The sequence below is a fragment of the Nonomuraea sp. NPDC004702 genome, from assembly GCF_053601695.1.
In genome coordinates, this window is sequence record NZ_JBSGCE010000021.1 from 1 (window position 1) to 26,094 (window position 26,094).

General features: G+C 71.9%; 30 protein-coding genes. 24 read left to right on the plus strand and 6 right to left on the minus strand.

The genetic code is table 11. The annotated features are described in order from the left end of the window. From ACWEJ6_RS25355 to ACWEJ6_RS25375, 5 genes are all read left to right on the plus strand, one after another. A partial coding sequence (locus ACWEJ6_RS25355; protein ID WP_452426600.1) for an ABC transporter permease subunit occupies positions 1-1,018 on the plus strand: 1,018 nt, incomplete at its 5' end. Between the two features lie 4 nt (positions 1,019-1,022). Further along, the gene (locus tag ACWEJ6_RS25360) at positions 1,023-1,853 is read left to right on the plus strand and encodes a carbohydrate ABC transporter permease (RefSeq protein ID WP_387655910.1); all 831 of its coding nucleotides are present in this window, start codon (positions 1,023-1,025) and stop codon (positions 1,851-1,853) included. A gap of 51 nt (positions 1,854-1,904) precedes the next feature. Continuing rightward, positions 1,905-2,963 (plus strand): Gfo/Idh/MocA family protein, encoded by a 1,059-nt coding sequence (locus tag ACWEJ6_RS25365; RefSeq protein WP_452426603.1) that lies wholly within the window; start codon positions 1,905-1,907, stop codon positions 2,961-2,963. Between the two features lie 31 nt (positions 2,964-2,994). Next, positions 2,995-3,852 carry a fumarylacetoacetate hydrolase family protein gene (locus tag ACWEJ6_RS25370; protein ID WP_387680419.1) on the plus strand — a complete coding sequence of 286 codons (858 nt, stop codon included), beginning with the start codon at positions 2,995-2,997 and terminating at the stop codon, positions 3,850-3,852. Positions 3,853-3,964: 112 nt separating this feature from the next. After that, positions 3,965-5,707, plus strand: coding sequence for a leucine-rich repeat domain-containing protein (locus ACWEJ6_RS25375; protein WP_452426605.1), 1,743 nt, complete (start codon positions 3,965-3,967; stop codon positions 5,705-5,707). Positions 5,708-5,854: 147 nt separating this feature from the next. Here ACWEJ6_RS25375 and ACWEJ6_RS25380 read toward each other — a convergent pair whose 3' ends face one another. Continuing rightward, a complete protein-coding gene (locus tag ACWEJ6_RS25380) occupies positions 5,855-6,103 on the minus strand; it encodes a heavy-metal-associated domain-containing protein (protein WP_452426607.1) in 249 nt (82 codons plus the stop codon). Between the two features lie 149 nt (positions 6,104-6,252). Between ACWEJ6_RS25380 and ACWEJ6_RS25385 the strand changes: the two genes are divergently transcribed. The 10 genes from ACWEJ6_RS25385 (at position 6,253) to ACWEJ6_RS25430 (ending at position 14,340) form a co-directional block, all read left to right on the plus strand. After that, a complete protein-coding gene (locus tag ACWEJ6_RS25385; RefSeq protein ID WP_364341404.1) occupies positions 6,253-7,203 on the plus strand; it encodes a helix-turn-helix transcriptional regulator in 951 nt (316 codons plus the stop codon). 81 nt (positions 7,204-7,284) lie between these two features. Continuing rightward, positions 7,285-7,638, plus strand: a complete 354-nt coding sequence (locus tag ACWEJ6_RS25390; protein ID WP_452426610.1) for a GntR family transcriptional regulator — start codon at positions 7,285-7,287, stop codon at positions 7,636-7,638. After that, positions 7,635-8,609: a hypothetical protein gene (locus ACWEJ6_RS25395; protein WP_452426612.1), complete on the plus strand. Its 975-nt coding sequence runs from the start codon at positions 7,635-7,637 to the stop codon at positions 8,607-8,609. The genes ACWEJ6_RS25390 and ACWEJ6_RS25395 overlap by 4 nt, the downstream gene beginning before the upstream one ends. Before the next feature lie 222 nt (positions 8,610-8,831). Continuing rightward, positions 8,832-10,025, plus strand: a complete 1,194-nt coding sequence (locus tag ACWEJ6_RS25400) for a cytochrome P450 (RefSeq protein ID WP_452426614.1) — start codon at positions 8,832-8,834, stop codon at positions 10,023-10,025. Positions 10,026-10,201: 176 nt separating this feature from the next. Beyond that, positions 10,202-10,978, plus strand: coding sequence for a class I SAM-dependent DNA methyltransferase (locus ACWEJ6_RS25405; RefSeq protein ID WP_452426616.1), 777 nt, complete (start codon positions 10,202-10,204; stop codon positions 10,976-10,978). Positions 10,979-10,997: 19 nt separating this feature from the next. Next, positions 10,998-11,816 (plus strand): alpha/beta fold hydrolase, encoded by an 819-nt coding sequence (locus ACWEJ6_RS25410; RefSeq protein ID WP_452426618.1) that lies wholly within the window; start codon positions 10,998-11,000, stop codon positions 11,814-11,816. Further along, positions 11,813-12,286 carry a GbsR/MarR family transcriptional regulator gene (locus tag ACWEJ6_RS25415; RefSeq protein ID WP_452426620.1) on the plus strand — a complete coding sequence of 158 codons (474 nt, stop codon included), beginning with the start codon at positions 11,813-11,815 and terminating at the stop codon, positions 12,284-12,286. The genes ACWEJ6_RS25410 and ACWEJ6_RS25415 overlap by 4 nt, the downstream gene beginning before the upstream one ends. A gap of 36 nt (positions 12,287-12,322) precedes the next feature. Next, positions 12,323-13,420 (plus strand): serine/threonine protein phosphatase, encoded by a 1,098-nt coding sequence (locus ACWEJ6_RS25420; RefSeq protein ID WP_452426622.1) that lies wholly within the window; start codon positions 12,323-12,325, stop codon positions 13,418-13,420. A 57-nt stretch (positions 13,421-13,477) separates the two neighbouring features. Further along, entirely contained in the window at positions 13,478-13,678 is a 201-nt protein-coding gene (locus ACWEJ6_RS25425; RefSeq protein ID WP_452426624.1) for a hypothetical protein, read from the plus strand. A 137-nt stretch (positions 13,679-13,815) separates the two neighbouring features. After that, positions 13,816-14,340 carry an RICIN domain-containing protein gene (locus ACWEJ6_RS25430; protein WP_452426626.1) on the plus strand — a complete coding sequence of 175 codons (525 nt, stop codon included), beginning with the start codon at positions 13,816-13,818 and terminating at the stop codon, positions 14,338-14,340. 656 nt (positions 14,341-14,996) lie between these two features. Here the strand turns inward: ACWEJ6_RS25430 and ACWEJ6_RS25435 are convergent. After that, a complete protein-coding gene (locus ACWEJ6_RS25435; protein ID WP_387680449.1) occupies positions 14,997-15,695 on the minus strand; it encodes a GbsR/MarR family transcriptional regulator in 699 nt (232 codons plus the stop codon). A 227-nt stretch (positions 15,696-15,922) separates the two neighbouring features. Here ACWEJ6_RS25435 and ACWEJ6_RS25440 point away from each other — a divergent pair, with 227 nt between their 5' ends. From ACWEJ6_RS25440 to ACWEJ6_RS25450, 3 genes are all read left to right on the plus strand, one after another. Further along, a complete protein-coding gene (locus tag ACWEJ6_RS25440) occupies positions 15,923-17,095 on the plus strand; it encodes a serine hydrolase domain-containing protein (RefSeq protein ID WP_452426628.1) in 1,173 nt (390 codons plus the stop codon). A 70-nt stretch (positions 17,096-17,165) separates the two neighbouring features. After that, positions 17,166-17,588 carry a spore-associated protein A gene (locus tag ACWEJ6_RS25445; RefSeq protein WP_387680455.1) on the plus strand — a complete coding sequence of 141 codons (423 nt, stop codon included), beginning with the start codon at positions 17,166-17,168 and terminating at the stop codon, positions 17,586-17,588. Positions 17,589-18,003: 415 nt separating this feature from the next. Next, positions 18,004-18,717 (plus strand): SDR family oxidoreductase, encoded by a 714-nt coding sequence (locus ACWEJ6_RS25450; RefSeq protein ID WP_452426630.1) that lies wholly within the window; start codon positions 18,004-18,006, stop codon positions 18,715-18,717. 122 nt (positions 18,718-18,839) lie between these two features. Here the strand turns inward: ACWEJ6_RS25450 and ACWEJ6_RS25455 are convergent, their stop codons facing one another. Both ACWEJ6_RS25455 and ACWEJ6_RS25460 read right to left on the minus strand, forming a co-directional pair. After that, positions 18,840-19,052 (minus strand): hypothetical protein, encoded by a 213-nt coding sequence (locus tag ACWEJ6_RS25455; RefSeq protein ID WP_452426632.1) that lies wholly within the window; start codon positions 19,050-19,052, stop codon positions 18,840-18,842. 49 nt (positions 19,053-19,101) lie between these two features. Continuing rightward, on the minus strand, positions 19,102-19,554 hold the full coding sequence (locus tag ACWEJ6_RS25460; protein ID WP_452426634.1) for a hypothetical protein: 453 nt from the start codon (positions 19,552-19,554) through the stop codon (positions 19,102-19,104). On the opposite strand from ACWEJ6_RS25460, the gene ACWEJ6_RS25465 reads away from it, so the two are divergent. From ACWEJ6_RS25465 to ACWEJ6_RS25475, 3 genes are all read left to right on the plus strand, one after another. Further along, positions 19,553-19,897: a pyridoxamine 5'-phosphate oxidase family protein gene (locus ACWEJ6_RS25465; RefSeq protein ID WP_452426636.1), complete on the plus strand. Its 345-nt coding sequence runs from the start codon at positions 19,553-19,555 to the stop codon at positions 19,895-19,897. The two genes, ACWEJ6_RS25460 and ACWEJ6_RS25465, sit on opposite strands and share 2 nt — an antisense overlap. A 280-nt stretch (positions 19,898-20,177) precedes the next feature. Next, entirely contained in the window at positions 20,178-21,377 is a 1,200-nt protein-coding gene (locus ACWEJ6_RS25470) for an MFS transporter (RefSeq protein WP_452426638.1), read from the plus strand. A 40-nt stretch (positions 21,378-21,417) separates the two neighbouring features. Next, entirely contained in the window at positions 21,418-21,840 is a 423-nt protein-coding gene (locus ACWEJ6_RS25475) for a GlcG/HbpS family heme-binding protein (RefSeq protein ID WP_452426640.1), read from the plus strand. 21 nt (positions 21,841-21,861) lie between these two features. On the opposite strand, the gene ACWEJ6_RS25480 is transcribed toward ACWEJ6_RS25475, so the two are convergent. Further along, the gene (locus tag ACWEJ6_RS25480; protein WP_452426642.1) at positions 21,862-22,797 is read right to left on the minus strand and encodes an NAD-dependent epimerase/dehydratase family protein; all 936 of its coding nucleotides are present in this window, start codon (positions 22,795-22,797) and stop codon (positions 21,862-21,864) included. 288 nt (positions 22,798-23,085) lie between these two features. On the opposite strand from ACWEJ6_RS25480, the gene ACWEJ6_RS25485 reads away from it, so the two are divergent. Both ACWEJ6_RS25485 and ACWEJ6_RS25490 read left to right on the plus strand, forming a co-directional pair. Then, positions 23,086-23,889, plus strand: a complete 804-nt coding sequence (locus ACWEJ6_RS25485; RefSeq protein ID WP_452426882.1) for a GlxA family transcriptional regulator — start codon at positions 23,086-23,088, stop codon at positions 23,887-23,889. Between the two features lie 9 nt (positions 23,890-23,898). Then, positions 23,899-24,321, plus strand: coding sequence for a hypothetical protein (locus ACWEJ6_RS25490; RefSeq protein ID WP_452426644.1), 423 nt, complete (start codon positions 23,899-23,901; stop codon positions 24,319-24,321). Here ACWEJ6_RS25490 and ACWEJ6_RS25495 read toward each other — a convergent pair. Further along, positions 24,318-25,277, minus strand: a complete 960-nt coding sequence (locus tag ACWEJ6_RS25495; RefSeq protein ID WP_452426646.1) for a hypothetical protein — start codon at positions 25,275-25,277, stop codon at positions 24,318-24,320. The two genes, ACWEJ6_RS25490 and ACWEJ6_RS25495, sit on opposite strands and share 4 nt — an antisense overlap. A gap of 152 nt (positions 25,278-25,429) precedes the next feature. Between ACWEJ6_RS25495 and ACWEJ6_RS25500 the strand changes: the two genes are divergently transcribed. Beyond that, positions 25,430-26,062, plus strand: coding sequence for a TetR/AcrR family transcriptional regulator (locus tag ACWEJ6_RS25500; RefSeq protein ID WP_358297017.1), 633 nt, complete (start codon positions 25,430-25,432; stop codon positions 26,060-26,062). The last annotated feature ends 32 nt before the right edge of the window (positions 26,063-26,094 follow it).

The window sequence follows — 26,094 nt, forward strand, 5'->3', positions numbered from 1 at the left end:
GGTCCCGGTGATCATGCTGACAGCGCTCGGCGAGGTGATCGACGTGGTGGTGGGTAGGGAAGTGGATCGCACCATGGCCGTCACGGTCACCACAGACGCCGGCCCGGCGACGCCCGCCGGCAGGCGACCCCGCCGGGGAGTCCGGCGGGGAGTCCGGCGGGGCGAGGTCCGCGGGATGCCGTACCTGCTCATCCTGCCCGGATTCATCTTCTACGCGCTGTTCGTCCTCGTACCCATCGCCGACACGGTCCGCCTGTCGTTCCTCGAATGGGACGGGCTCTCGCCGCAGACGTGGGTCGGGCTCGACAACTACCTCCAGGTGCTGACCGATCCGAACACCTGGACCTCGTTGCGGGTCTCGCTCGTCTTCGTCGTCTTCGGCTGCGTGCTGCCGGTGACGCTCGCCCTGCTGCTCGTCGGCATCATCGCGCGGACCAGGATCCGCGGGCTGAGCTTCTTCCGGTTCGTGTTCTTCCTGCCGTACACGATCGCCCTGGCGGTCGTCGCGATCGCCTGGCGCTGGCTCTACTCGCTGGACGGCTCGCTCAACGCGATCATCAAGGCCGTCCTCGGCGCCGACCTGGTGCGGCCGTTCCTCGGCGACGCCGGCCTGGCGCTGCCGGCCCTGGGCGTCGTCGCGTTGTGGGCGACGTTCGGCTTCGTCGTGGTCATGCTGCTGTCCGGCACGCAGCACATCCCGAAGGAGCTGTACGAGGCCGCGCGCATCGACGGCGCCGGGCCGGTGCGCGAGTTCTTCACCGTGACCCTGCCCGGCATCCGTCACGAGCTGCGCGTGTCGCTGGTGATGACCCTCACCCTGTCCCTGCGCATCTTCGACCTGCCCCTGATGGCGACGCAGGGCGGCCCCGGCTACGCCACCACCACGCCGTCGCTGATGATGTACCGCGACGTCTTCGTCAACGGGCAGATCGGTCCGGGAGCGGCCATCGCCGTGCTCCTCACCCTGGTCATCTTCATCGGCGTCGGCCTGGTCAACCGGCTCGTCAGATCGGAATAACACGATGGTCTCCCGCCGCAGCAACACCATGTCCTACGTGGTCCTGCTCCTGTTCGCGGCCTTCGCGATCTACCCCTTCATCTCCACGACGCTCGTCGCCTTCAACCCGCCGGACGCGTCCGTGAGCGGGCTGGCCTGGCCGAGCCGGTGGTCCCTGGACAGCTTCGTCAGCGCCTGGGACAACCCGGACGCCGGCATCGGGCGCTCGCTGCTCAACAGCGTCCTGCTGTCCGGGGTGGTGGTGAGCGTGTCGGTCTTCTTCTCGATCCTGACCGGCTACGCGTTCGGGACGATGCGGTTCCGCGGCTCGTCGCTGCTGTTCCCGCTGTTCGTGCTCGGGCTGATCGTGCCGTACGAGGCGACCGTCATCCCGCTCTACTACCAGTTCAGGGCCTACGACCTCATCGACACCTACTGGTCGATGATGCTGCCGTGCATCGGCGGCTCGATGGCCTTCGGCACGTACTGGATGACGTCGTTCTTCACGTCCTTCCCCCGCGAGCTGCTGGAGGCGGCGCGGACGGACGGGTCGAACCGGTGGCAGACGCTGTGGCGGGTGGTCGTGCCCACGGCCAGCTCGCCGATCTTCGCCCTGGCCACCATCCTGTTCATCTGGACCTGGAACAACCTGCTGCTCGCGGTCGTGATGATCTCCCAGCCGGAGCTGCGCATGGTGCCCGCCGCGCTCAACTTCTTCGTCGGCCTGCAGTACGGCAGCAACTACCAGATCACCTGCGCCGCCGCGATCATGGTCGCGCTGCCGGTGATGATCGTCTACTACCTCCTCCAGCGCCGGTACGGCGCCGACGTGCTCGCCGGCTCCCTCAAGGGCTGAGGCCCGGCGCCCACCAACCATCCATTCGTCACATCTCTACAGGAGAATCACATGTCAGTGTCGAAGCCGGGCGTCGGCATCGCGGGTCTCGGGCTGATCTCGAAGACGCACGCGGCGGCCTACCAGCGCATGTCCGACGTGGTCGACCTGGTGGCCGGCTGCGACGTCGACCCCGGGGCGGCGTCGGCCTTCACCGCCGAGTTCGGCGCCAAGACCTACACCGGGCTCCAGGACCTGATCGAGGACCCGCGGGTCGACGTGGTGGACCTGATCCTCCCCCACCACCTGCACCACGACGCCGCCATGGCGGTGCTGGACGCCGGCAAGCACCTGATCCTGGAGAAGCCCGTCGCGCCGACGTACGAGCAGTCGGTGGCCATCCAGCGCCGGGCGGCCGAGGCCGGCGTGCACTTCATGGTCGCGGAGAACAGCCGGTACATCGCGGCCTACCAGGCCGTGCACCGGCTGCTGAGCGAGGGCGCCATCGGCGAGGTGATCCACGCCAGGACGTACCTGCGCTCCAACGAGAAGGCCCACCTGTCGATGCCCGGCTACTGGCGGACCCAGTACAAGCTCGGCGGCGGCCTGGTCATGGACACCGGCGCGCACTCGTTCTACCTGCTCAAGTGGCTGCTCGGCGAGTTCGAGGAGCTGACCGGCGTCTCCAGGAAGGTGTTCCCGCTCGACAACGAGATCGAGGACACCGCCGAGGTGTACGGCCGCATGCGCAGCGGCGCCCACTTCTCGTGCGGCTTCACCTCCGTGTCGGAGGTCCCCCACAGCGAGCGCCTGGAGCTCTACGGCACCGAAGGGGGCATCCTGGTGGACCAGATGTCCGCCCCGGTGGTCAAGATCTTCCGCGGCCAGCACGACTACCAGGGCGAGGCGGTCGCCGGCGTGCCCTTCGGCCCCGACGCCTGGCACCCCGGCGGCTGGCACTACGAGTCCGTCATCACCGAGGTCACCGACTACGTGCGCGCCCTGGTGGAGGGACGCCCGCCGCTGATCGACTCCGGCGACACCGTGTACGCCATGCGCGTCGTCGAGGCCGCCTACGAGTCCATCCAGTCCGGGAAGACCGTCACCGTCCCGGCCGGCGCGCAGCTCTGATCCGCCCCCACAGCAGAATCTGGACCTCCCCATGAGACTCATGCGCATCGGCGCCGCCGGCGCCGAACGTCCGGTCGTCGCGATCGACGACGAGACCTACATCGACGTGTCCGACGTGGTCGCCGACTTCGACGGCTCCTTCTTCGCCGCCGGCCTGGACGGGCTCGCCGCGACGGTCGCCGACCGGGTGGCCGCCGGCGCGGCCCGCCGCTTCGCCGGTGAACGCGTCGGCGCGCCGATCGCCCGTCCGCACCAGATCCTGTGCGTCGGCCTCAACTACGCCGACCACGCCGCCGAGTCGGGCCAGGAGCCGCCGGCCGAGCCGATCGTGTTCACCAAGGCGCCGAACACGCTGGTCGGGCCCGACGACGACGTGCACATCCCGCGCGGCTCCTCGGCCACCGACTGGGAGGTGGAGCTCGGCGTCGTGATCGGCGCCCGGGCCCACTACCTCGAGAGCGACGAGGAGGCGCGCGCCGCGATCGCGGGGTACGTGCTGGTCAACGACGTCAGCGAGCGCGACTTCCAGCTGCGCCACGGCGGCCAGTGGGTCAAGGGCAAGTCGGCCCCGACGTTCAACCCGTGCGGCCCCTGGCTGGTCACGCCGGACGAGCTGGGCGAGGTGTCCGGCCTGGGCATGTGGCTCGACGTCAACGGGCGGCGCCGTCAGACCGGCTCGACGGCCCACATGTTGTTCGACCCCGTCTTCGTCGTGCGATACCTGAGCCGGTTCATGGCGCTCGAACCCGGCGACCTGATCAACACCGGCACGCCCGCGGGCGTCGGCATGGGCTTCGACCCGCCCGTCTACCTGCGGCCGGGCGACCGGATGGAGCTCGGCATCGACGGCCTGGGCCGCCAGAGGCAGTCCGTCGTGGCCGCCCCCTGACCGGCGGGGGCGGCCCGCCCTGAACGGTCCGGACGGGCCGCCCCCGCCGGCGCCTCACGACGGAGCTGGACTTCCCGTAGGGCTGTCACAGCGCGGACCTATGCTCGTCGCCATGTCGACATCCGCCACCCCCGCCTCCCTGTCCTACGCCGACGCCGACGCCCGTCTGAGCGGCGCGCTGTCCGCCGCGTTCGAGAGTGAAGGAGAGTCGTCCGACCATGTCAGCGTGCTGTTCTTCGACGGCGATCTCGCGGTCGACGGGGACTTCCTGGACGCCGTCAATGCCCTGCGAAGCGGGGACGACGAGGACGACGTCGAGCTGATCGTGATCACCGGCGATCTGACGGTCAACGGCCCGATCGCGCTCTATGAGGACCAGCCCGGACTCTACGTCGGCGGTCGCACCGAGGCCGAGACCCTGGAGGCCGGCGACTGCGAGATCTACATCCACGACGGCGCCTTCACGCACCTCGTCCACGGCTGTTACAACCACGGCCGGCTACGGACCGGGACCGTCGAGACCCCTTGGGTGATCGACTTCGATCACGCCATGGACGTGCACGCCGTCGGCGGGCGCTGGGTGGACAACTTCGGCGACGCCAAGAACGCCGACTACACCAAGCCGGGCATCGTCGAGGCGTTCGTGCCCGAGGTCGTCGACGCGGAGGACCGCTGTCTGGACATCGATGCGTTCCTGGATCGGCTGCGGGCCGGGCTGCCGGTCCTGCGGCCCGGAGCCCGGACGGCGGCCGAGTCGGCCGAAGCCGACGTGTCCCGGGCCCGGGCCGACCGGGTGGAGCACCTCGACCTGACCGGTCGCAACCTCAAGGAGTTTCCCGCCGAGGTGCTCCAGATGCCGTGGCTTCGTTCCCTGATCCTGGACGGCAACCCGATCGGCGAGCTGCCCGAGGCGCTCGGGACGCTCACCCGGCTGGAGCACCTGTCGGTGCGCAGATGCGAGCTGACCGCCCTGCCTGAATCGATCGGCGACCTGGCCGCGCTCCGGGTGCTGTGCGTCGCCGGCAACCGGGACCCGGACCTGGACACGGTCGAGTTCACCCTGCCGGCCGCCATCGGCCGGCTCACCGCTCTGGAGGAACTCGACATCTCCTACCTGTCCGTCTCCGTCGACACGGAGTCGGGGTCGGAGTGGAACCTGCCGGAGGTGACGCGGTTCGTCCTGCCGGACGCCTTCGGCGACCTGGTCGCGCTGCGCAAGCTGGTCGCCGACGGGACCGACGTCGTGTTCCCCGACACCGCGCACGGGCTGGCCGCCGTCGAGGAGGTGTCCATGACCGGCGGGAGCCATTACTTCCTGCGGACCTTCCCCGAGGCCGTCACCACCTTCCCGAACCTGCGCCGGCTCGACCTGAGCGGCAACTACTTCGACACCGTCCCCGACAGCCTGCTGCGGTTGACCCGCCTCGAAGAGCTCGACCTCGGCGACAGCCTCGGTCTGCTGCGCGACCCGCTGCCCGACCTCGGCCGCCTGCCCGCGCTGCGGGTCCTCGGCTTCGGCGGAGAAAGCCGCCGCGCCGGCACGCCCCTGCCGTCGCACGTTTTCCTGCGGGAGCTGTTCGCCATGGAGCTGCCCGGACTGGAGGAGCTCCGGATCAGCCGGTGGCAGCGGAACACCAAGCGCCTGAAGCTCAAGCCCGAGCACTTCGCCGGGATCGGGACGTTTCGTCGGCTGCGGATCGTCGACCTGAGGTTCAATCAGCTCAACGACCTGCCGGCGGATTTCGACACGCTCCCCGATCTGGCGGTGGCCAACTTGTACGGCAACCTGTTCCCAGGGGCGGTCCGCGACCGGATCACCGCCGCACACCCGACCGCCCAGATCGACTTCGAGTAGGCGCGGCCCGCACCCGATCCGGGCGGAAGCGGGGACGGCCGGCCCCCAGGCGGGGCACCCGAATCGCGCATCACTTGAGTCCCCACGCGCTGCACCGAGATCATCCCGGTGCAGCGCGATCAACGCGACAGGGTTCTCGAACACGCCCTAGGAACGCCAGCCGGGCAGGCGGTCGGTCTCGCAGCCGGCGTCCTCGATGGCCGCCACGATGAAACTCTCCTCGACCGGGCCCTCCGTGAGCACGCTCACCCGGCCGGCCGCCAGGTTCACGTCCACGCCCACCACCCCCGGGATCAGGGCCAGCTCCCGCTTCACCGCCTCCACGCACGTGGCGCAGCTCCCGGTGTTCAGTTCGGGGATGCCGTAGGTGACGAGGCTGTGGACAAGGGTGATCATAAGGTCCTCCGAAGTGCCGTACAGGGGTTGGGTATGGGGTCCGTTTCACCACGCCGTACCCTTTTCTGAGCTTGCCGCAAGGAGAGCGGCGACGACAGCGGATACGACTTCCCCTTCCCGCCATGGCGGGAAGCGGACAGGAGAGGGACGTGAGCGACGAGGCCACCGCCAGGCGGGTGTACACGCGGATGCGCCGGCACCGGGAGTCGTTCGGCGCGGCGGCCGCCGGGCTGGGGCTGCGCGGCGCCGAGGTTGAGCGGGCCCGCGACCGGCTGACCAGGCTCGGCCTGCTCAACCCCGGCGCCGAGATCGCCGTCGACGCGATGGCGGCGCTCAACCGCATGCTGCTCGGCGGCGAGGAGCTGCTCGGGATGCTCGCCGAGCAGCGGGCGGCCTCCAGGGAGCTCACCGAGCACTACCTGCGCCTGGACGGCGACCCCCAGGACGCCCGCGTCGAGTTCTTCCCCCGGTCCAACGTGGAGGCCCTGCGGGTGAAGCTGCGGGCGGCGACGGACCTGGCCCGCGAGGAGGTCATGGGCATGCACATGCCGCACGCCTGGGAGCCGGAACGGCTGCGGGACTCCCGCGCCGAGGACGTGCGCGCGGTGGCCCGCGGCGTGCGGGTGCGCATCATGCACGCCCAGAGCCAGCTGGCCCAGCCGGCGATGCGCGAGCACGTCCAGGGCATGCTGGAGGGCGGGGTCGAGGTGCGCACCATGCCGTTCGTCCCGGTACGGCTGATCATGCTGGACCGCGAGCTGGCCGTGGCCGAGGTGATGCCCGGCGACCTCATGGCGGGTGCGATGCTCATCGAGGGACGCGGGCTGGTCGCCTCCTACGCCGCGCTGTTCGACTACTGCTGGATGACCGCCTCCGAACCGGGCGACGTGCCCAGGGCGGCCGACGGCGAAGAGCTCAACGACCAGCAGCGGGCGGTGCTGCGCCTGCTGGCCACGGGCGCCAAGGACGACGCCATCGCCCGTGCCCTGGGCGTCTCGAACCGTACGGTGACCAGGGTCGTGGCCGAGCTGACCGCCCAGCTCGGCGCCGACAGCCGCTTCCAGGCGGGCGTCCGCGCCGCCAAGCTCGGCTGGATCTGAGCCGGGAAGGCCCTCTCCCCCGATCCGCGCGCCGGGCGGATCGGGCTCGTGAAACTCGCATTGTTCTATCAGGATTAGAACATGCTCTATCGCGTCGACCCGAGCAGCAGCACGCCGTTGAGCGAGCAGATCGCCGGATGCGTCCGCCGCGGCATCGCCGACGGGCTGCTGACCCCCGGCGACCGGCTGCCCTCCGGCCGCGACCTGGCCTTCTCCCTGGAGGTCAACATGCACACCGTGCTGCGCGCCTACGCCGACCTGCGCGACGAAGGACTGATCGAGCTGCGTCCCGGCCGCGGCGCCACCGTCACCAGGACGAACCCGCGCGAGCGGGCACAGCTCGTGCAGACCGTCCGGCACCTTGTCACCGTGGCCCGCCGCGCGGGCCTGAACCGCGACGAACTGATGTCGCTGGTGGGGAAGGAATTCACATGATCGGTAAGGTCCGACGGCTGACGGGCGCGGTCGCCCTGCCCGCGACGGTTCTGGGCGGCGCCGTGCTGACCGTGCTCGCCTGGCGTCAGCGGCTGCCCGCCGCGTTACCCGGCCGGAGCGGCGCGGCCCACGGCTCCACCGTCACGGTCGAGCAGTTGTCCACCCTGCTGCTCGGCGTCCCGGCGGCCGTCTGGCTGGCCGGGCTGGCCGGGTTCGTCCTGGCCGGTCGCGCGCCGGCCTCGCGCGCCCATGCGATCCGGACGGCGATCCTGGTCGCGGTCGTCACGATCGCCGTCGCGCCGGCCACGTCCCTGCTGGTCATCCTGCACGCGGCACTCGACGCCCCCACCGCGGCCCAGGCGGCTGCGCCCTCGCCGGCGGTGATGGGCGTGCTCGTCCCCGTGGCCACGCTCGCCGGCGCGTTCGCCGCCTTCCTGCTGGCCGGCCGCCGCACCCCCGCCGGCCGGGCCACCGGCGCCCCCGCCCCCGACGCTCCCCGGCTGCCGCTGCGCGGCCAGGAGAAGGTCTCCTGGCAGGAACGGCGCGTCATCCGGGCCGTCGACCTGGGCGTGGCCGCTCTCACGCTGACCGGGGCGGCCATGACGGCGGCGCTGGTCCTCACCGTCGGCCCCGCGGGCTGGGCCGGGGCCGCCGTCGTGGTCGTCGCCGTGGTGCTGCTGCCGATGCGCTCCTACCGGCTGGCCATCGACGAGCGCGCGGTGACCGTCGCGCTCGGCCCGATCAGCCGGGAGGTCGCGGTCGGCAGCGTGCGCCGGGCCGACGCGGTCGACGTCCCGGCGGATCGGTGGCTGCTGAACGGAGCCCTGCACGGCGCCGGGGCGGGCATGTTGCTGCTGCCCGGGCCCGCGCTGGCCCTGCGCCTGGCCGACGGCACCGACTTCCTGGTGTCCTGCCGTGACGCCCCCACCGCGGCCGGCCTGATCAACAGCCTGCGCGACCAGGCCGCCTGAGAGCGCCCGGGCCCGGCACGCCGGTGACATTGGTCAATGTGATCACGCTGATCCCATTGATCACTCGGCCACCGGCGTGCCGGGACCCGGCCTATACACTGCCGCTGTTCCTGGTTTTCGTGGCGCCCGGCCCGTCGTGGCCGTGCGGCACCGTTCTCCTGGGGGGCGCACCTGCGCCGCCTGCGTGTACACCCGATTCACGGATGGCATGGGGCAGGTGGGATGACGACGGTCGGGAAACCGGATCGGGTCGTGCCCGGACAGGGGCGGCCGTGGCCGCGCGGCGCGGCGCGGCACTACCGCCGCGATCCGCTGGGGTTCGTGGAGCGGGCGGCGGCCGCGCGCGGGCCGGTGTTCCGCCTGCCCGACGACGGGTCGCTCTGCGTGGCCGACCCGGTGCAGGCCCTGCGCATCCTGCACGACGAGGCGGGCGACTACGACGACGTGTCCGGGTTCTTCCACGTCGGCGGCGGGCTGCTCGGGCCGCGGGCGACGCAGGTGGCGATCGGCCGGGCGGCCCGCACGACGTTGCGCGCCCACGTGGCCGCCCGGCGCGAGCGGCTGCCCGCCGTCGTGGCGGAGCTGGGCGAGGTCAGCGAGTGGCCGTCGGCCGGGCGGGCCGCCGTGCACCGGTTCCTGGCCGACGCCCTGCTGCGGCCGGACAGCCCGCCCGCCCTGCGGGAGCTGATGGCGTACGTCGTGCGGCGCGAGGTGCTGATCCGTCCCGCCGGCCGGCTCGCGCGGTTGTCGCGGCGCGCCCTGTGGGCCCGCGTGGTGCGGACGCTCGCCGCCGAGGCCCGCGCCCGGCGGAGCGAACCGGGGAGTGAGGCGCGGCCCGGCGACCTGCTGGACGCCGTCCTGGGCGCCACCCCGCCCGGGACGCCCCACGAGCACGTGGCGCAGGTGTACCTGCTGCTCTTCCGCACCTCGATCGCGCCGGTGGGCCACGCGGTGGCCTGGGCGCTGCTGTCGGCGGCGGCCCACGGCGTCGACCTGGCCGCCGTGCCGCCCGAGTCGGCCGTCCGCGAGTCGCTGCGGCTGTGGCCGGTGGCCTGGCTGCTCGGCCGCCCGGTACGCAGGGCCCACCAGGTCGGCGGCGTGCCGCTGGAGCCGGGCGACAGCGTGTCCGTCTGCCCCTATCTGCTCCACCGCGACGAGCGGCACTGGCCGCAGGCCACCACGTTCCGCCCCGGCCGCTGGGACGGTCCCGAGCCGCGCGGCCCCTACCTGCCCTTCGGCGGCGGCCCGTTCACCTGCGCCGGAGCGGGCGTCGCCCAGGCGCTGGCCACCGACCTGCTGGCCGCCCTGACCGACGGCGCCCGCCTGGAGGTGCGCGGCGGCGCCGGGCGGCCGCACGTCGAGGGCATCATCACGCCGCCGTCCTTCCAGCTGCGCCGCACGCCACGCCAGACCTGACCACCAGCGGTTCGTCGAGGAAGGAGGTGATCTCCCATGAGGAAGCTGCTGCGCCGCGTCACCGGCCGCCGGGTCAACCGGCAGGCCTGGTACATCTGGTAACCGAGTCCGAGCGGCCGCGCCGGGCCGAGGGCCCGGCGCGGTCACCCGGCCCGCCGGCCGTTCAGGAGGCACGCATGTCGCATGTCGAGGAGACCCTGGCGGCCTACGAAGGCGTCGCCGCCCGCTACGACGAGCTGAACGCGCAGATGGACACCGAGGCGCTGGTGGACCGCTTCGCCGAGGCCGTGGAGCGGCACGGCAACGGGGGGCGGCGGCTGCTGGACGCCGGTTGCGGCACCGGCCGCAGCAGCACGGCCTTCAGCAAGCGGGGATTCGCGGTGACCGGCTACGACCTGTCCCCGGCGATGGTGGCGGCCGCGCGGCGGCGGCCGGGCGCCGACGGCATCCCGTTCCTGGTCGGATCACTCCTGCGCCCTCCGCCGGAACTGTCCGGCTTCGACGTGGTCGCCTGCGTGGACGTGCCCCTGACGTACCTGACGAGCGCCGGCCAGCTGCGGCAGGCGCTGGCGGCGGCGCGCGACCGGCTCGGCCCGGGCGGGCTGGTGGTCTTCGACCTGAACACCATCGGCTACTACCGGCGCACGTTCGGCGTCCCGGTGGTCGCCGACCGCGGTGACCGGTACGTGGCCTGGTTCGCGCACTCGCCGCGGATCGAGGCCGACGAGATGGTGATCACCCAGTTCGACCTGTTCGAACGGGCCGGCACGGGCTGGCAGCGGCTGTCGATGCGGCACGTGCAGCGCCACCACTCCGACCGCACGGTACGCCGGGCCGCCGAGCTGGCCGGGCTGCGCGTGGTGGCCGCGCACGGTCTGGTGGGCACCTCGGTGCGCGACCCGGCCGACGAGGAGGCCCACGACCGCATCCTGTACGTCGCCCGCCCCGCCTGACGTTCGCTATATTCAGAATATGGTGAATCTACCGTCCGTCCTCTCCCTGCGGGGTTGCGACCTGCGTTACGCCGACAGCGGGGGCGGCGGCGTGCCGGTGGTGTTCTCGCACGGCGCCGGGGCCGACCACGTGATGTTCGACGCCCAGGCCCGCCACCTGCGGGCCCGGGGGTACCGCGTGGTCACCTGGGACCTGCGCGGCCACGGCCTCTCCCGCCCGGCCGGCGGGCGCTTCACCGCCGAGCAGGCGATCGCCGACCTGTGCGCGCTGGTCGAGCACCTGGCGCTGGACCGGCCGGTGCTCGTGGGGCAATCCCTCGGCGGCAACCTCAGCCAGGCCGTCGTGCGGCGGCATCCCGGCCTCGCCCGCGCCCTGGTCGTCATCGGCGCCACGCCGAACACGGCGCCGTTGTCCTGGCGGGACCGCCTGCTGCTGAGGGCGGCCGCGCCGATGCTGACGATGATCCCCGCCAGAAGGCTTCCGCGGCTGATGGCCGACGCCTCCGCGACCACCCGGGCCGCCAGGGACGACGCCCGGCGGGCCTTCGGCCAGGTGCCGAAGAAGGAGTTCGTGCAGGTGTGGCGGGCCACCGTCGAGTTCCTCTCCCCCGACCCCGGCTACCGCACGCCGGTCCCCCTGTGCCTGATCCGCGGCGAGCGGGACACCACCGGCGACATCGCCTCGGCCATGCCCGGCTGGGCCCGCGCCGAAGGCGTCGAGGAGGTCGTCGTCCCCGGAGCGGGCCACATCGCCAACCAGGACGACCCGCAGGCGGTCAACGAGGCGATCGACGCGTTCCTGTGCGCGCTCCCGGCGCCGGGGCGGGCGCGGCGATGAGCGCGCGGCACACCTTCGTCACCTCGGTGGGCGACCTGCTGGCCTCATGGAACCTGCCGCACGCGACCGGGCGCGTCTACGGGCTGCTGCTCCTCACCGAGGAGCCGATCTCGCTCGACACCATCGCCGCCGAGCTGGAGCTGAGCAAGGGGGCGGTGAGCACCGCGGTACGGCAGCTCGACTCCTGGGGGCTGGCCAAGGTGATCCCGCAGCCCGGCAGCCGGCGGCTCCTGGTGGAGGCCACCGGGGGGATCGAGTCGCTGCTGGAGGCCAGCCAGACACGGGCCAGGACCCTGATCGCCGCCCTGCGCGAGGGCGAGGCCCTGGTGAACGCCGGGCCCGCGCAGGAACGGCTGCAGGACGTGATCGGGTTGTTCGCCGGTTATGTCGACGTCGGCGGGCAGCTGCTGGCCAGGCACCGGGAGCGACGCCCCGGATCCGGCACCGCGCGGCCGTCCTCCGCCGGGTAGGGTCTGCCCCACGAAGTCGATCAAGGGGGCCCGGCGGTGGAACTGCCAGACACGCGCATGGACATGTCCCGGGGCGAGCGGGCCCGAAGATACGGCGACGTCGCGAGCGCGCTGGCGTTGCACAGCGACCGGCAGCTCGGCCAGGCTCTGGAGCAGGCGCGGGTTCTGGGCGCGGGCATCGGCGGCACGTCGGTGCTGCTGGACGTCGAGGGCGTGCCGGTCTTCGCCAAGCGCATCCCGCTGACCGACCTGGAACGCCGGCCGGCCAACGTGATGTCCACCGCGAACCTGTTCGGGCTGCCGCCGTTCTGCCAGTACGGGGTCGCCGCCATCGGCACGCCCGGCTTCGGCGCGTGGCGGGAGCTCGCCGCCGCCGCCATGACGACCGGCTGGGTGCTGGCCGGGCACAGCGCCGCCTTCCCGCTGCTGTACCACTGGCGGGTGCTGCCGGGCGCGCCGCCGCCGACCGCCGAGCACGCCGACGTCGAGGCGGCCGTGGAGTACTGGGACGGGTCGCCCGCGGTACGGGAGCGCCTGCACGCCCTCGCCCGCGCCTCGGCCGGCATCGTGCTGTTCCAGGAGTTCATCCCCCACGACCTGAACCACTGGCTCGCCGCGCAGGTCGCCGCCGGCCAGGAGGCGGCGACGGCGGCGGCCGCCATGCTGGAGTCGTGCCTGCCGCGCGACGTGGCGTTCATGAACGGCCGGCACCTGATGCACTTCGACGGCCACTTCGGCAACATCCTGACCGACGGCGAACGCCTCTACCTCGCCGACCTGGGGCTGGCGACCTCCTCCCGGTTCGACCTGGCCAAACCGGAGATCGAGTTCCTGGAGCGCAACCGCACCCACGACACCGCGTACGCGCTGGCGCGGCTGGTCAACTGGCTGGTCACCGACGTCTGCGGGGTGCGGTCGCCGAGCGGCGCCGTCGAGGAGCGCAACGCGTACATCCGCGCGTGCGCCGAGGGCGCGGACCCCGCCGGCGCGCCCCCGGCCGTGGCCGCGATGATCCGCCGGTACGCTCCCGTGGCGGCGGCCGTGAACGACTTCCACTGGCACCTGTGGGGCACCAGCAGGACGACGCCCTATCCAAGCGAGAAGATCGAACGTGCCCTGAGCGCGATGCGCTGACGACCGGGGCCGAGGTCGCTGGTGACGACCCGGCCACCGGTGTCATACCGTCACATCATGGACGAGCACCGCCAGAGCATCCCCGACGTTCTCCGCCCCGTACGGGACGCCGCCGCGGCCCTGGGCGAAGACCTCACCGACCTGGGCGACGCGCTGCGGGCGTTGCGGCGGGTCGAGGTGGAGGTGGAACTGGCGACCGATCTGCTGATGCGGCAGTCCAACACGAAGGCGAACCAGGCCCGGCAAGAGACGTCCTGACCGGCCCGGCGAAGACGCCGCCGCGCTGGTTCCTGTCCTCCTGCTCGGTGGCGAAGCGCGGCTTCGGCGCCCTGGTCGGGACGCGAATAATCGCTCGGCAGGCTCAGGATGATCACACTAGACTGTCTCCCTCATTCTTGATCAAGAAGATGGAGGATGACATGTCTCGTCTTCGCGCGTTAGCGCTAACCGTCGTCGCGGGAGCCGTTCTGCTTCCCTCTCCCGCTCACGCCGCGTCCGTGAAGGGGGTGAAGCTCGTCAACGGCGCGTCCGGCCAGTGTCTCACCGTGGCCGCGACCGAAGTGAGGAAGAACGGCGCCCCGATCATCCAGTGGCCCTGCGACGGTTCCAGGCGCCAGCGCTGGTACGTCGTCAAGGATTCCGAGGGCGGCGTGAATTTCCGGAACGCGGTGTCCGGGCAATGCATGGCGATCGCCCATGGAACCACCAGGGAAGGCAAGCGGGCCATTCAGTGGCCGTGTTACCGGGGCAAGGCGCCGGAGCAGGTCTGGCGGACGAAGGCCGCGCGAATCAGGAATCTGGCCTCCGGCCGATGCCTGGCGATCGGCGAGGGCAGCAAGGCCAAGGGAGCCATCGCCATTCAGTGGCGCTGCTACGGGGGCAACGCCCCTGAGCAGGACTGGCGCATCCGCAAGAACTGACCCGGCCGGAAGAGCGGCAGCCGCGGCGATGCCCGCCCCGGGCCGCGCGACGTAGGACCCTGAGGTCGCGGACTTCGAGCCAGGCCAGGCTCGCGCTCCCGTCGAGGGAGGCGAGCCTGGCGCGCGCAGGAACGAGACGGGCCCCTGCCGTGCTCGCGCTTCGCAGCCCGCACGCCTGATCCGTGCCGCCCCCACCGCATGCTGGAGCGCACCGAGCCCCTCACCGACGCGGCGGCGGCCATGGGAGTCACCACCGCGACGTCGAGTTCTTCGGGCGGGACGAGATGGCGACCCGGCCGGCCCGGCGCATCGCGGAAGGGAGCGAACAGGCCGGGCCCGAGATCCTCGCCCTGCACCCGGCCGTCGGCGCCGAGGACTCGGCGATCGCCGCACGCTGGGAGCGTCCACCCGGACGGTCACGCGGGTGGTCGGTGAAGTCAGCACGCTGCTCGGCGCCAGGAGCCGCTTCCGGGCGGGCGTCCGCGCGACCCGGCCGGGCCGGCTCGATCAGCGCAGCCGCGAACGCGGGGTCGAGCCCGGCGCGGACGTCAGCGGATCCTGTCCACGGACACCGGCACCGCCGTCACCCCGGCGCGAACGTCGGCGGATCCCGGCCACGGACACCGGCACCGCCGTCACCCCGGCGCGGCCGCCGCTCAGCCCCGGCCGGACGCCTGCTTGGCGGCGTACGCCTGCCGCCACTCCTCGGCCGCCCGCAGCATGGCGTGGCCGACGTGGTCGAAGAAGTCGCCGATGTCCTGCAGCCGGGTCGCGGCGGGCGAGGCGGCTCCGAGCATCGCCGCGCCTTGGCGGGCGACGTCGGCCAGCAGCGCGTTCTGGCGGGCGCTGGCCGTCCAGCCGCGGAACCAGGCGTCGGCGTCGATGACGTAACGGTCGCGCCGCCGGCGCGGGTCGCGTTCGCGCCGGATCAGCTCCTGCCGTTCGAGCTCGCCGATCGCCTTGGAGACCGAGGCGGGGCTGACCTGGAGCCTGCGGGTGAGCTCGGCCGCGGTGAGGCTGCCGCTGTCGGTGAGGTAGAGGCTGGCCAGGACGCGGGCGGTCATCCGCGACAACCCGGTGCCGATCATCACCGTGGTGAACTCCTCCTCCAGATCGGTGACCGCCTTGCGGTCGCGCGTCCCGGAGGCCGCCGGACGCCTGCGGGCCCGGTCGCGGGTGGCCTGGTGCGCCTGGTCGGCCTGGTAGCCGTCGGGGCCGCCGTTGCGGGCCACCTCGCGCGTGACGGTGGACAGCGGCCGGTTGAGGCGGGCGGCGATCTCGGTCTGGGTCAGCCCTTCGGCCAGCCCCTCGGCGATCTGCCGGCGGTCCTGGTGGGTCAGCCTGCCTCCGGGCATCGGCGGCGCCTTCCTGGTCGTACGCGCAACGGACGGCTGCAGTCTTGCATTCGCCGCCATCTCATTGCAACTCAACCGACTTGCGTTCATCATCATGCCATTGCAATTACCACTGAATACCTAATGAACAGGCAGTTTTTCGTTGACGATTTAGCGAATGCAAGTTAGCTTTTCCATTGTCGCGAACGTCAGGAATCGCGCCGCCCACCCCTAGACAAGGAACCGACGTGACCGCATCCCAGTCCGCAAAAGCGGCGGTGCTCACCGCCGCGACCCTGGCCGCCACGGCCCTGCCCGCCGCCGCGTCCCCCGCTCCCGGGCATGCCGGGGTGCAGCAGGTGCTCGACCGGACGGTGGCCGCCAGGCTCGCCCCCGGCATGGTCGCCGACGTCCGCGACGGCCGCCGCTCCTGGTTCGGCTCGGCGGGCGTGTCCGACACCGGGACCGGACGCGAGCGCCGGCAGAACGAGCGGTTCCGCATCGGCAGCGCCTCCAAGGCGTTCACCGCCACCGTGGTGCTCAAGCTCGCGGCCGAGGGGAAGCTGAGCCTCGACGACACCCTGGACAGGCACCTGCCCGGCCTGTTCGACGGCAGCGCCTACGAGCCGGGCGAGATCACCATCCGGCAGCTGCTCAACCAGACCAGCGGCATCTTCGCCTACACCGACGACGAGAAGTTCTTCGGCACGGGCGGCGGCGCCGAGTGGTTCAAGCACCGCTTCGACACCTACACCCCCGAGCAGCTGGTGAAGATCGCCCTGGCCCACCCGCCCACCGGCGAGCCGGGCCGGCGTTTCAAGTACTCCAACACCAACTACATCCTGGCCGCGATGATCGTCGAGAAGGCGACGGGCCGGACGTTCGAGCAGGAACTCAACCGGACCGTCATCCGCCCCCTGCGGCTGAACGGCACCTCCCTGCCCGGCGCCGACCCCGGGATCCGGGGCCCGCACCCCGTGCACTACTCCATCCTGTTCTCCCGCGACCCCCAGCCGACCGTCCACGACGCCACCCGGATGAACCAGTCCTTCGCCTGGGCCGCCGGCGGCCTCATCTCCACCACCACCGACCTCAACCGGTTCTTCGCCGCCCTGTTCGGCGGGCGCGTCCTGCCGGGCGCGCAGTTGCGCGAGATGCTCACGACCGTCTCCACCGAGGGGGCGGGCTGGATCCCCGACACCCGGTACGGCCTGGGCGTTTTCGAACAGAAGCTGCCCTGCGGCACCAGCGTGTGGGGCAACGGCGGCGCCACGTACGGATCGTGGAGCTACAGCATGGGCACGCGCGACGGCAAGCACCGCCTCACCACGCAGGTCAACGGCGACTGGGCGCCCCTGAGCGTCTTCAACGACGCCCTGGCCGCCGAGTTCTGCCCCTCCACCGCCGCTTATGGATCTTGAGACATTCGAACATATGGTAAAAAAAGGGAGTTAGATCATGACCGAAACGCCAGCAGATTGAAGGATGCCTGTGCTCAGGAAGACCCTCACGGCCGCCGCGTTCACCCTCGTCGCCGCCACCTCCCTCATGGCGATCCCGACGGCCGCCAGCGCGGACGTCTACTGCGGCGACGGCTACAAGGTCGTTCACCAGAGCGAGATGCACAACTACACCAAGGTCTGGGGAACGGTGTACCTCACCTACAACAGCAGCACCGGCAAGAACTGCGTGACGGTCGTCAAGAGCAACTACGTCGGCACCAGCACCTGGACCAACGTCACGCTCACCGTCCAGGGCGGTAGCAGCTACGGCGTGAGTGAGACCGTCAAGTACTACGGCGGCCCGGTCTACGCCAGCGCCAAGGGCGCCTGCGTGAAGTACTCGGCCGTCATCGAGGCCCCCAGCGGCGCCCGCGCCATCGGCGGACGCTCCACGTGGGGCAACTGCGGCTGACCCGAACGGACCCGATCCGTCCACGCGGAGCACGGCCGCCCGGATCCTGAACCCCGGACGGCCGTACCGCCCCAACACCAGGCCCCCCAGTCACCAGGGCCACCGTCCTCAGGTCCGCAGTCATGGCCTCGATCATCGGGACGGGCAACGAGCCCTTGGACGCGCTCTCGCAAGCCCCCGTCGCTCTCCCGGCGAACGACAAACCCCGGCCCGGCCAGACTCGTGACGACGCCGGGTATCGGCGTGATCTACATCATGCGGACGGAAACCGGGCCGCAAACGGGTGTGAACACGCCCAAGCGAGCATCAACAGCGCCGTTCCCGCGCGCGGCAGGGGTAGGCATTCTGAGAGCCGTAGCAGGTGGCGCGGCTTGCCGAGCAGGAGCGAATTTCATAGCCGTCCCCTGGAGACGTCATGACACAGCCCGCGCAGCAACAGCAGCCTCCCGGCAGCACGGGCAAGATGAATCCGACGCCCGATCACGGTGAGCGGAGCCATCGGGGCTCGGGACGCCTGACCGGCAAGGCGACGATCGCCACGGGCGGCAGCAACGCCGCGTACCAGATGACCCGCGGGTCGCTGGAGGAGATCCCGGACGAGGGCTGGGACCACACCCTGGCGACCGATCCGTCCGCGTTCTTCCACCTGGCCAAGGCCGCCGTGCCGCACATGCGGCCCGGCTCGGCGATCATCGCGACCTCGTCGGTGAACTCCGACAACCCGCCACTCGCCCCCTCCGAGGCCGGGCCGCCGGTCCTGTCTATGCTCAAGCCCATGGCACTGGAATGGGAACAGATCATCGTCGACGCCGCCGACCCTGTCGCTCTCGGGCGCTGGTGGGTCGAGGCTCTCGGCTGGGTCGTGGTCGACGAAACTGAGGAAATCATCGAGATCCGGCCTGAGCCGGACCGGATGCCGGGGCTGCTCTTCGTGCCTGTCCCCGAGGGCAAGACGTCGAAGAACCGGCTCCACCCCGACTTCCGCCCCGACGACCAGGAGGCCGAGGTCGCCCGGCTGCTCTCCCTCGGCGCCCGGCGCGTCGACGCCGTGCAGGACGAGCAGCACTGGGTGACCCTCCTCGACCCGGAGGGCAACGAGTTCTGCGTCCTGGGTGAGCGGAAGAGCTGAGCGGAAGCACTGAGCGGAGGCCGGCAGCTGTTCGAGGCCCCGAGTCGTACGGCGGACCTCGAACCCCCTCGACGTTGCAGCACGTCAGAGCGCTCAGAATCCACCCACGGCCGGAGTTCCCGTCATCTCGGCGCGGCCCGGGACCGGCCGCCCGGCGCTCGCCGGGCGGCCGGTCGCAGTTCCGACACGACGCTGCCCAGGATGACGGCCTCGTCGCCGTCGATGTCGCCGCGCGCGGCGTTACGTGGTTGGGGGACGACGTCGCCGCCCCCTCGCCGGAACGCCTCGACGGCGTCCTTCTCCCGGAGGTGGCCCCAGCCGCCAACCAGCGACATGGCCCTGGTCGCAGAGGTGCCGGTGCGCCGAGGTGGAAGCGGTGCGCCGTCATCTCGGCCAGGGTGGCGCCAGGGGTCGGCGGCTGGCCATGACGCAGCCGACCACGACGAAGACGGTGTCCATCGCGCCGGCCATGCCGTCCAGCACGGGCCGGGCCAGGCGGGTGTCGAGATGGTCGAGGTAGGAGGTGTTGTTGAGGTCGACGCCGGATCCATCGTGCAGGCCGGTGATCTGATGCTGTGCACTGGGATCTGCGGTCACCGCGGGGTCGTGCAGGGCTGATTGGAACGCCGGGGTGTTTTCTGTCCGGCGAAAGGCGGCGGTGATGCGGTCCTCGGTGAGAGCGAACAGGAGCGACAGGTAGATCGCGGTTCCGGCGGTGCCGCCGAGTTGCCGGAAGAATGTGTAGGAGGCGCTGGCGGCGCCCATGGTGCCCGTGGGCGCGGACGCCTGGACAGCGATCAGCATGACCTGGAAGCACAGGCCGATGCCCAGGCCCATGCTCGACCGGCAGCCCACGGGACGGCCGGCCACCCTGGGCCCGGACGGCACACCACACGTGCGCCCGCCGAGCTTCCGCCTGAACCGGGACGCAACCATCGATCCGGGTGGACCATGGGTGGCCCGCACGCAGCGCCGGCGCAACATCCAGACCAACCCGCGAGTGAGCCTCGTCATGGACGACATGACGCCCGACGACCCCGATGCAATCAAACCCGGCATGGGCCGGGGCGTGGAGATCCGCGGCCGGACGGAAACCCTCGCCGTCGACCACCCACCCGGCCCGCAGGGAACGGCCGCGCCAGAGATCATCCGCAGCCATCCCGAACGGATCCTCAGCTGACACATCGCCCCGGCCGCGCCCGACGGCCGCTCGGTCGACCTTCCCCGGAAAGACTCTGACTCGCGAGGCAGCCCAGCCTCCGTCACCCCTTCTCCGGGCGTGGCGGGTCGGGTGACCCCGGACCGAGACGCCCGGGGCCCCGACAGGCGGCACCCCAGGCGCCGCGACCCCCGCGAGATCAACGCGCCCAAGCCGAATGCCAGCGTTTGCCCTTATAGCGCGTGTGCAACTATTGTTGAAGCCTGCAAGAAGCAGTAGCAATAGTAAGAAGGGTCGCGCGATGCCTCTCGCACTCCTCGCCCTGGCCATCGGGGCCTTCGGGATCGGCACCACCGAGTTCGTGATCATGGGCCTGCTGCCCGAGATCGCCGGCGACTACGGTGTCTCCATCCCCACCGCCGGCCTGCTGGTCACCGGCTACGCGATCGGCGTGGTCATCGGCGCGCCGCTGATGACGGCGCTCGGCACCAGGATCAGCCGCAAGACGATGCTGCTCGTGCTGATGGGCCTGTTCGTGATCGGCAACCTGCTGTCCGCGCTGGCGCCCGGGTTCGGCGTGATGCTCGGCGGCCGGATCGTGGCCTCGATGGCCCACGGCGCGTTCTTCGGCATCGGCTCGGTGGCCGCCGCCGGCCTGGTCGCCCCGCACAAGAAGGCCGGCGCCATCGCCACCATGTTCACCGGCCTGACCGTCGCGAACGTCGTGGGCGTGCCGCTGGGCACCTTCATCGGACAGGCGGTGGGCTGGCGCACCACCTTCGCGATCGTCGCGGGGCTGGGCCTGGTCGGCCTGCTCGGCATCGCCGTGCTCGTGCCCGCCATGCCCCGGCCCGAAGGCACCCGCCTGCGCCCGGAGCTGACGGCGTTCCGCAACCCGCAGGTGCTGCTCGCGATGGCGATGACCGTGCTCGGCTTCGGCGGCGTCTTCGCCGCGATCACCTACGTGGCGCCGATGATGACGCAGGTGGCCGGCTACTCCGCCGACGCCGTCACCTGGCTGCTCGTGCTGTTCGGCGCCGGCATGTTCCTCGGCAACCTGCTCGGCGGCCGGTTCGCCGACCGCGCCCTGATGCCGCTGCTCTACACCACCCTCGGCGGCCTCGCGGTCGTGCTGGCGCTGTTCACCCTGACCGCGCACGACAAGGTCGCCGCCGCGGCGAGCATCTTCCTGGTCGGGGCGCTGGGCTTCGCCACCGTGCCGCCGCTGCAGAAGCGCGTCCTCGACCAGGCGCACGGCGCGCCGACGCTGGCCTCCGCGGTCAACATCGGCGCGTTCAACCTCGGCAACGCGCTCGCGGCCTGGCTGGGCGGCCTCGTCATCGCCGCGGGCCTGGGCTACACCGCGCCGAACTGGGTCGGCGCCCTGCTCGCCGCCGCGGCCCTCGCCCTGGCGTTCTGGTCCGCCGCCCTGGAGCGCCGCGCGCCCGCGCGTGAACCGGCCGGCGCCGCCGTCCCGGTTCCCGCCCTCGTCCACGACTGACCGCCTGACTGCGCGTCCGTCTCACCTCAGGAGAATCATCATGAACGCCACCACCCTCACCCCGCTGACCACCGCCGACGCCGAGGTCCTGATCTCGGCCGCCCGCGCCGCCGCCGAGACGGCCGGGGTCGCGGTCAGCGTCACCGTCCTCGACGCCGGTGGTCACCTGCTGGCCTTCCGCCGCGACGACCGCGCCGTGCTGATCTCCGGCGAGACCAGCACCCGCAAGGCCTACACCGCCCTCCAGCTGAACGCCCCGACCGCCGACCTGGTCGACCTGGTCAAGCCCGACGGCCCGTTCCACTCCCTGCCGACCGCGCTCGACCGGCCGCTGCTGTTCATCGGCGGCGGCCTGCCGATCCACCGCGACGGCCGCCTGATCGGCGCGATCGGCCTCGGCGGCGGCGCCCCCGAGCAGGACCACGGCTTCGCCACCGTCGCACTGGAGGAACTCCCCCGCTGACCGCGCGGTTCGCGGGCCGGGTCAGCGGGCGGTCTGCACGCTCCTCGCCGCGGCGGCCATCTCCGTCAGGACGTCGTCCACCGGTGTCGCCACGACGCCGAGGATCTCGACCGTCGAGGACGCGTCGAGCACGTTGGGCCGGTCGTACAGGTACAACATCTCGGGGAACTCGGCCATGATCGAGTCGGTGCGCCCGATCTCCGCCAGCTCGCGCAGGGACATGCGTCCCAGCCGTGGCGCGGGCGCCTGGGCGGCTCCGGCCAGGCGCAGGGCGAGCCCGCGCACCGGGAGCTCGCTGGTGGAGGGTACGTGCCAGGCCCGTCCCCAGGACGCCTCGTTCCCCGCGGCGGCGACGAGCGTGCGGGCCGTGTCGCCGGTGTAGGACCAGCTGTGCGGCGCGTCCAGATCACCGGGATAGGAGACCGGCGCGCCGGCCAGCACCTGCGCCCCGACCATGAGCGTGAACGGCGAGTACGCGCCGGCGCCGAGGAAGTCGGCGGCCCTGACCTCGGTCACCCGCACCCGGCCCGCCTGGTGGGCGGCCAGGGCGTCCTGCCACATCCGCGCCCGGACCTGCCCCTTGCGGCTGGTCGGCGCCATCGGCGCCCCGTCGGCGACGGGCCCCTCGACCGGCCCGTACCCGTAGGTGTTGCCCAGCATGACGTAATCGGCGCCGCTGCGCCCGGCGGCGGCCAGCAACGCGGCGGCCAGCGGCGGCCACTCGGCCGGCCAGCGGTCGTAGGGCGGCATCGCGCAGTTGAACAGGACGGCTGCTCCCTCGGCCAGCTCCGCCAGCCGGTCGGCGTCGCCGGCGTCGGCGGGCACGCGTTCGATCCGGGGATGGACCGGGCCACTGCCACTCCGGGTGACCAGGCGGACCTGCTGCCCGGATTCGGCCAGCAACCGGGCGGTGGCCGATCCGGTGGCTCCGGCGCCGACGACGACATGAAAAGACACGATCTTCTCCAAGGACAGGGGACAGTGACACCGGTTGTCCACCCTGTACCGACGGCGATCAGTACGATAGTGGCCCGAATGCCAAGTATCTGGAGGTTCGGGCCATGCACCGGGTGGCCGTCATCGCCGTCCCGCCGGCCACGACGTTCGACCTGTCCATTCCGGAGCTGGTGCTCGGCGAGATGACCGTGGACGGCCGACCCGGCTACGACGTCCGGATCCGACCCCGACCCCGGCCCCGTCGCCACCGGCGGCAGCCTCCACGTCACCGTCACGCACGGGCTGGAGATCGTCGAGGACGCCGACACCGTCATCGTCACCGGGACGGGCGCCCGCGACGACGTCGACCCCCGGGTCCTGCGGGCCCTGCGCCGCGCGGCGGAGACCGGCAGGCGCGTCGCCTCGATCTGCACCGGGGCATTCGTCCTGGCGCGGGCGGGGTTGCTGGCGGGCCGCAGCGCCACCACGTACTGGGCCAGGTCGGAGGAGTTCCGCCGCCGCTTCCCGTCCGTCGACCTGCGTCCTGACGTGCTCTACGTCGAGGACGGCAACATCTGGACCTCCGCCGGCCTGTCCGCCGGCATCGACCTGTGCCTGCACATGGTGCGCGGCGACTACGGCGCCGCCGCGGCCAACGCCGTGGCCCGGCTGGTCGTGGCCGCGCCGGTGCGTCCTGGCGGGCAGGCCCAGTTCATCGCATCCCCGCTGCCGCCCGAGACCGGGCTCTCCCTCGCCGCCACCCGGGCATGGGCGCTGGAGCGGCTGCACGAGCCCCTCACCCGCGCCGACCTGGCCGCCCACGCCCGCACCAGCGTGCGCACGCTGACCCGCCGCTTCCACGCCGAGACCGGCCACAGCCCGCTGCAATGGCTGCTCCATCAGCGGGTGGAGCAGGCCAGGGAACTGCTGGAGAGCACGGACCTGCCCATGGGCCAGGTGGCCCAGCTCAGCGGCCTGGTCACCACGGACTCGCTGCGCCAGCACATCTCCCACCGCACCGGCCTCACGCCCACCGCCTACCGGGCGGCCTTCACCCGCGGAACCACGTCCGGCGCGCCCAACGCATTGCACCAATCGACGCAAAACCGGTAGCGCGCCCGTATGGCGAGGCCGAGATCGTTCGACGAGGACCGCGCCCTGGATGAGCTCGCCGGGTTCCCCTCCGGAGCCGTCCCGCTGTTGCTGGTCGCGTACGGCGCGGCCACCGTGGTCGGCAACCACGTCGTCGGACGCCTGGCCGACCGGCACACCGTCCGCGTCCTGCTGTCCGGGCTGGTCCTCAACACGATCTTCCTGGCCGGGTTCGCGCTGCTCGCCCACCTGAGCGTGCCCGGCTCGTCGGTCGGCGGGCTGGTCATCGACGGCTTCGGGCTGCGCGCTCCCCTCTGGCTGGGCGCCGGGCCGGCCGTGCTCGGAGTGGTGTCCCTGCTGCCCGAGCTCGGCCGCCGTACCGGGGCGCGGTCATCGGCGCCGGGCCGCGTCGCCCCCTGCCTGGCCTCGCCCGCCGGACAGGAGCGTCCCTAGGAGAACCAGCTTCCGCCGAGTTCCTGGACGGCCTTGCTGCCCTTGGGCACCAGCACCGCCTCGCTCAGCACGTTGTTGACGCTCTTGGCGTCGTTGAGCAGGGCGAACAGGAAGAACATGCCGCCACTCGCCGTACGGAAGCCGAAGACGGAGCCGCGGCCGGCGAAACCGACGTACATCCCCTTGTTGACCCGGGGGAACGCCTTGCGGCTGTAGCTGTCCCTGGCCAGGCGGTAGCCGGAGTCGCCCTCCTTGTTCCTGTCCCCGTTCCAGAAGTTGCGGTACTCCTCGGCCACGGCGGCCGCCATCGCGTCGTCCATATCCGTGATGTAGCCGTCGGCGTCCAGCAGCGGCTTGGGCATCTGCTGTCCCCAGTGCAGCGGGGTCGCGACGGCCAGCCGGAAGGACTGCCCGGGAGAGCGCAGGAACGCCAGCACGTGCGGGCGGCTGTGGCCCTTGGTGTCCCGGTAGGTCGCCTTCGCGATGAACCAGTCCCCGGCCGGTGGCTGCCGCTCCGGCCGGGGCACATAGATCGTCGGGGTGCCGGTCGGGTTGATCGGTTTGTGCGCCGGCTTCCATCCGAAGCCTTCACGACTGCGTTCCAGGACGCCCTCGTACAGGGCGCCTTCGACGAACAGCGCGTCGAGCCGGGCGTTCGACCGCCACCACTTGCGCTTCTTGATCGCCGCGTTGTACGCGGCCACCCACGTGCGCATGGCCGTCCGGGCCTGGGCGACGGTCAGGGCCGGCGCGGTCGCCGAGGGAGCGGGGGTGGCGCTCGCGGACGGCGTGGCGTCCGACGACTGAGACGGAGACTGAGACTGAGACGGCGAGGTGGCGGACGAGGCGGCCCGGCTCGGCGTCGGCGGGTCGGCGGGGCGATAGGGCAGTCCCGGGATCGCGCCGCAGCCGGCCAGGCTCAGCACGAGAGCCACGATCAGCGGTAGTGCGCGCACCGACAACTCCCCCAAGACACCGCAAAGACCTGACAAACAAGAACATATCGGATGCGTCCCGCCGCGCCGGTATCCCCGCAGCTCACCCGGCACGCGCGGACCGGCACCCGCGAACCGGCCCCTATGGACCGGCGGACCATACACTGCCGGTCATGCCACCCAGACGCAGGCGCAGCCCTGCGGAATCACGTGCCGAGCTGCTGGCCGCCGCGGCCGAGCTGATCAGGGAACGAGGTCCGGACAACGTCAGCCTGCGGCAGATCGCCGAGGCCGCCGGGGTCGCCCACGGGCTCGTCTCCCACTATTTCGGCACGTACGCCGTCCTGGTCCGGGAGGTGCTGCGGGCCGAGAACGACCGGATCGAGGCCCGCGTACGCGAGCGCATCCAGGCCGAGGACGGCGTGCCCACCGCGGCGGGAATGATGGACGTGCTCTTCGACACCCTGGCCGACGAACGTTATCTGCGCCTTTTCGTCTGGACCGAGATGCACGCCGACTACCGGGGCGCCGCGCGGCCGGAGCTGGTGGAGCTGATCGACACGATGGAGGCCGGGATCCGCGCCGCGCTCGCCGGACGGCCCGCGCCCAGCCGGTCACGCATCGAGGCGGTCGTCCTGGTGGGACTGTCGGCCGCGTACGGGTTCGCGATCGGCGGCCGGTCGTGGCTGGCGGGCCTGGGCCACGATCCCGACGACCCGGCCCGCGAGGCGGAGTTCCGCGTCCAGCTCGCCCGGATGATGGGCGCCCACATGGTGGAGGAGTCCGGGCTGGAGCCGTCCGGCTGACTTGTTCTCCACTTGGAGAATAGGATGGTCCC

Bases quoted from the DNA above. Each gene is read 5' to 3' on its own strand.
- ACWEJ6_RS25360 (WP_387655910.1), top strand. From the start codon at position 1,023: ATGGTCTCCCGCCGCAGCAACACCATGTCCTACGTGGTCCTGCTCCTG.
- ACWEJ6_RS25365 (WP_452426603.1), top strand. From the start codon at position 1,905: ATGTCAGTGTCGAAGCCGGGCGTCGGCATCGCGGGTCTCGGGCTGATC.
- ACWEJ6_RS25370 (WP_387680419.1), top strand. From the start codon at position 2,995: ATGAGACTCATGCGCATCGGCGCCGCCGGCGCCGAACGTCCGGTCGTC.
- ACWEJ6_RS25375 (WP_452426605.1), top strand. From the start codon at position 3,965: ATGTCGACATCCGCCACCCCCGCCTCCCTGTCCTACGCCGACGCCGAC.
- ACWEJ6_RS25380 (WP_452426607.1), bottom strand. From the start codon at position 6,103: ATGATCACCCTTGTCCACAGCCTCGTCACCTACGGCATCCCCGAACTG.
- ACWEJ6_RS25390 (WP_452426610.1), top strand. From the start codon at position 7,285: ATGCTCTATCGCGTCGACCCGAGCAGCAGCACGCCGTTGAGCGAGCAG.
- ACWEJ6_RS25395 (WP_452426612.1), top strand. From the start codon at position 7,635: ATGATCGGTAAGGTCCGACGGCTGACGGGCGCGGTCGCCCTGCCCGCG.
- ACWEJ6_RS25400 (WP_452426614.1), top strand. From the start codon at position 8,832: ATGACGACGGTCGGGAAACCGGATCGGGTCGTGCCCGGACAGGGGCGG.
- ACWEJ6_RS25405 (WP_452426616.1), top strand. From the start codon at position 10,202: ATGTCGCATGTCGAGGAGACCCTGGCGGCCTACGAAGGCGTCGCCGCC.
- ACWEJ6_RS25410 (WP_452426618.1), top strand. From the start codon at position 10,998: ATGGTGAATCTACCGTCCGTCCTCTCCCTGCGGGGTTGCGACCTGCGT.
- ACWEJ6_RS25415 (WP_452426620.1), top strand. From the start codon at position 11,813: ATGAGCGCGCGGCACACCTTCGTCACCTCGGTGGGCGACCTGCTGGCC.
- ACWEJ6_RS25425 (WP_452426624.1), top strand. From the start codon at position 13,478: ATGGACGAGCACCGCCAGAGCATCCCCGACGTTCTCCGCCCCGTACGG.
- ACWEJ6_RS25435 (WP_387680449.1), bottom strand. From the start codon at position 15,695: ATGCCCGGAGGCAGGCTGACCCACCAGGACCGCCGGCAGATCGCCGAG.
- ACWEJ6_RS25450 (WP_452426630.1), top strand. From the start codon at position 18,004: ATGACACAGCCCGCGCAGCAACAGCAGCCTCCCGGCAGCACGGGCAAG.
- ACWEJ6_RS25455 (WP_452426632.1), bottom strand. From the start codon at position 19,052: ATGTCGCTGGTTGGCGGCTGGGGCCACCTCCGGGAGAAGGACGCCGTC.
- ACWEJ6_RS25465 (WP_452426636.1), top strand. From the start codon at position 19,553: ATGCTCGACCGGCAGCCCACGGGACGGCCGGCCACCCTGGGCCCGGAC.
- ACWEJ6_RS25460 (WP_452426634.1), bottom strand. From the start codon at position 19,554: ATGGGCCTGGGCATCGGCCTGTGCTTCCAGGTCATGCTGATCGCTGTC.
- ACWEJ6_RS25470 (WP_452426638.1), top strand. From the start codon at position 20,178: ATGCCTCTCGCACTCCTCGCCCTGGCCATCGGGGCCTTCGGGATCGGC.
- ACWEJ6_RS25475 (WP_452426640.1), top strand. From the start codon at position 21,418: ATGAACGCCACCACCCTCACCCCGCTGACCACCGCCGACGCCGAGGTC.
- ACWEJ6_RS25490 (WP_452426644.1), top strand. From the start codon at position 23,899: ATGGCGAGGCCGAGATCGTTCGACGAGGACCGCGCCCTGGATGAGCTC.
- ACWEJ6_RS25500 (WP_358297017.1), top strand. From the start codon at position 25,430: ATGCCACCCAGACGCAGGCGCAGCCCTGCGGAATCACGTGCCGAGCTG.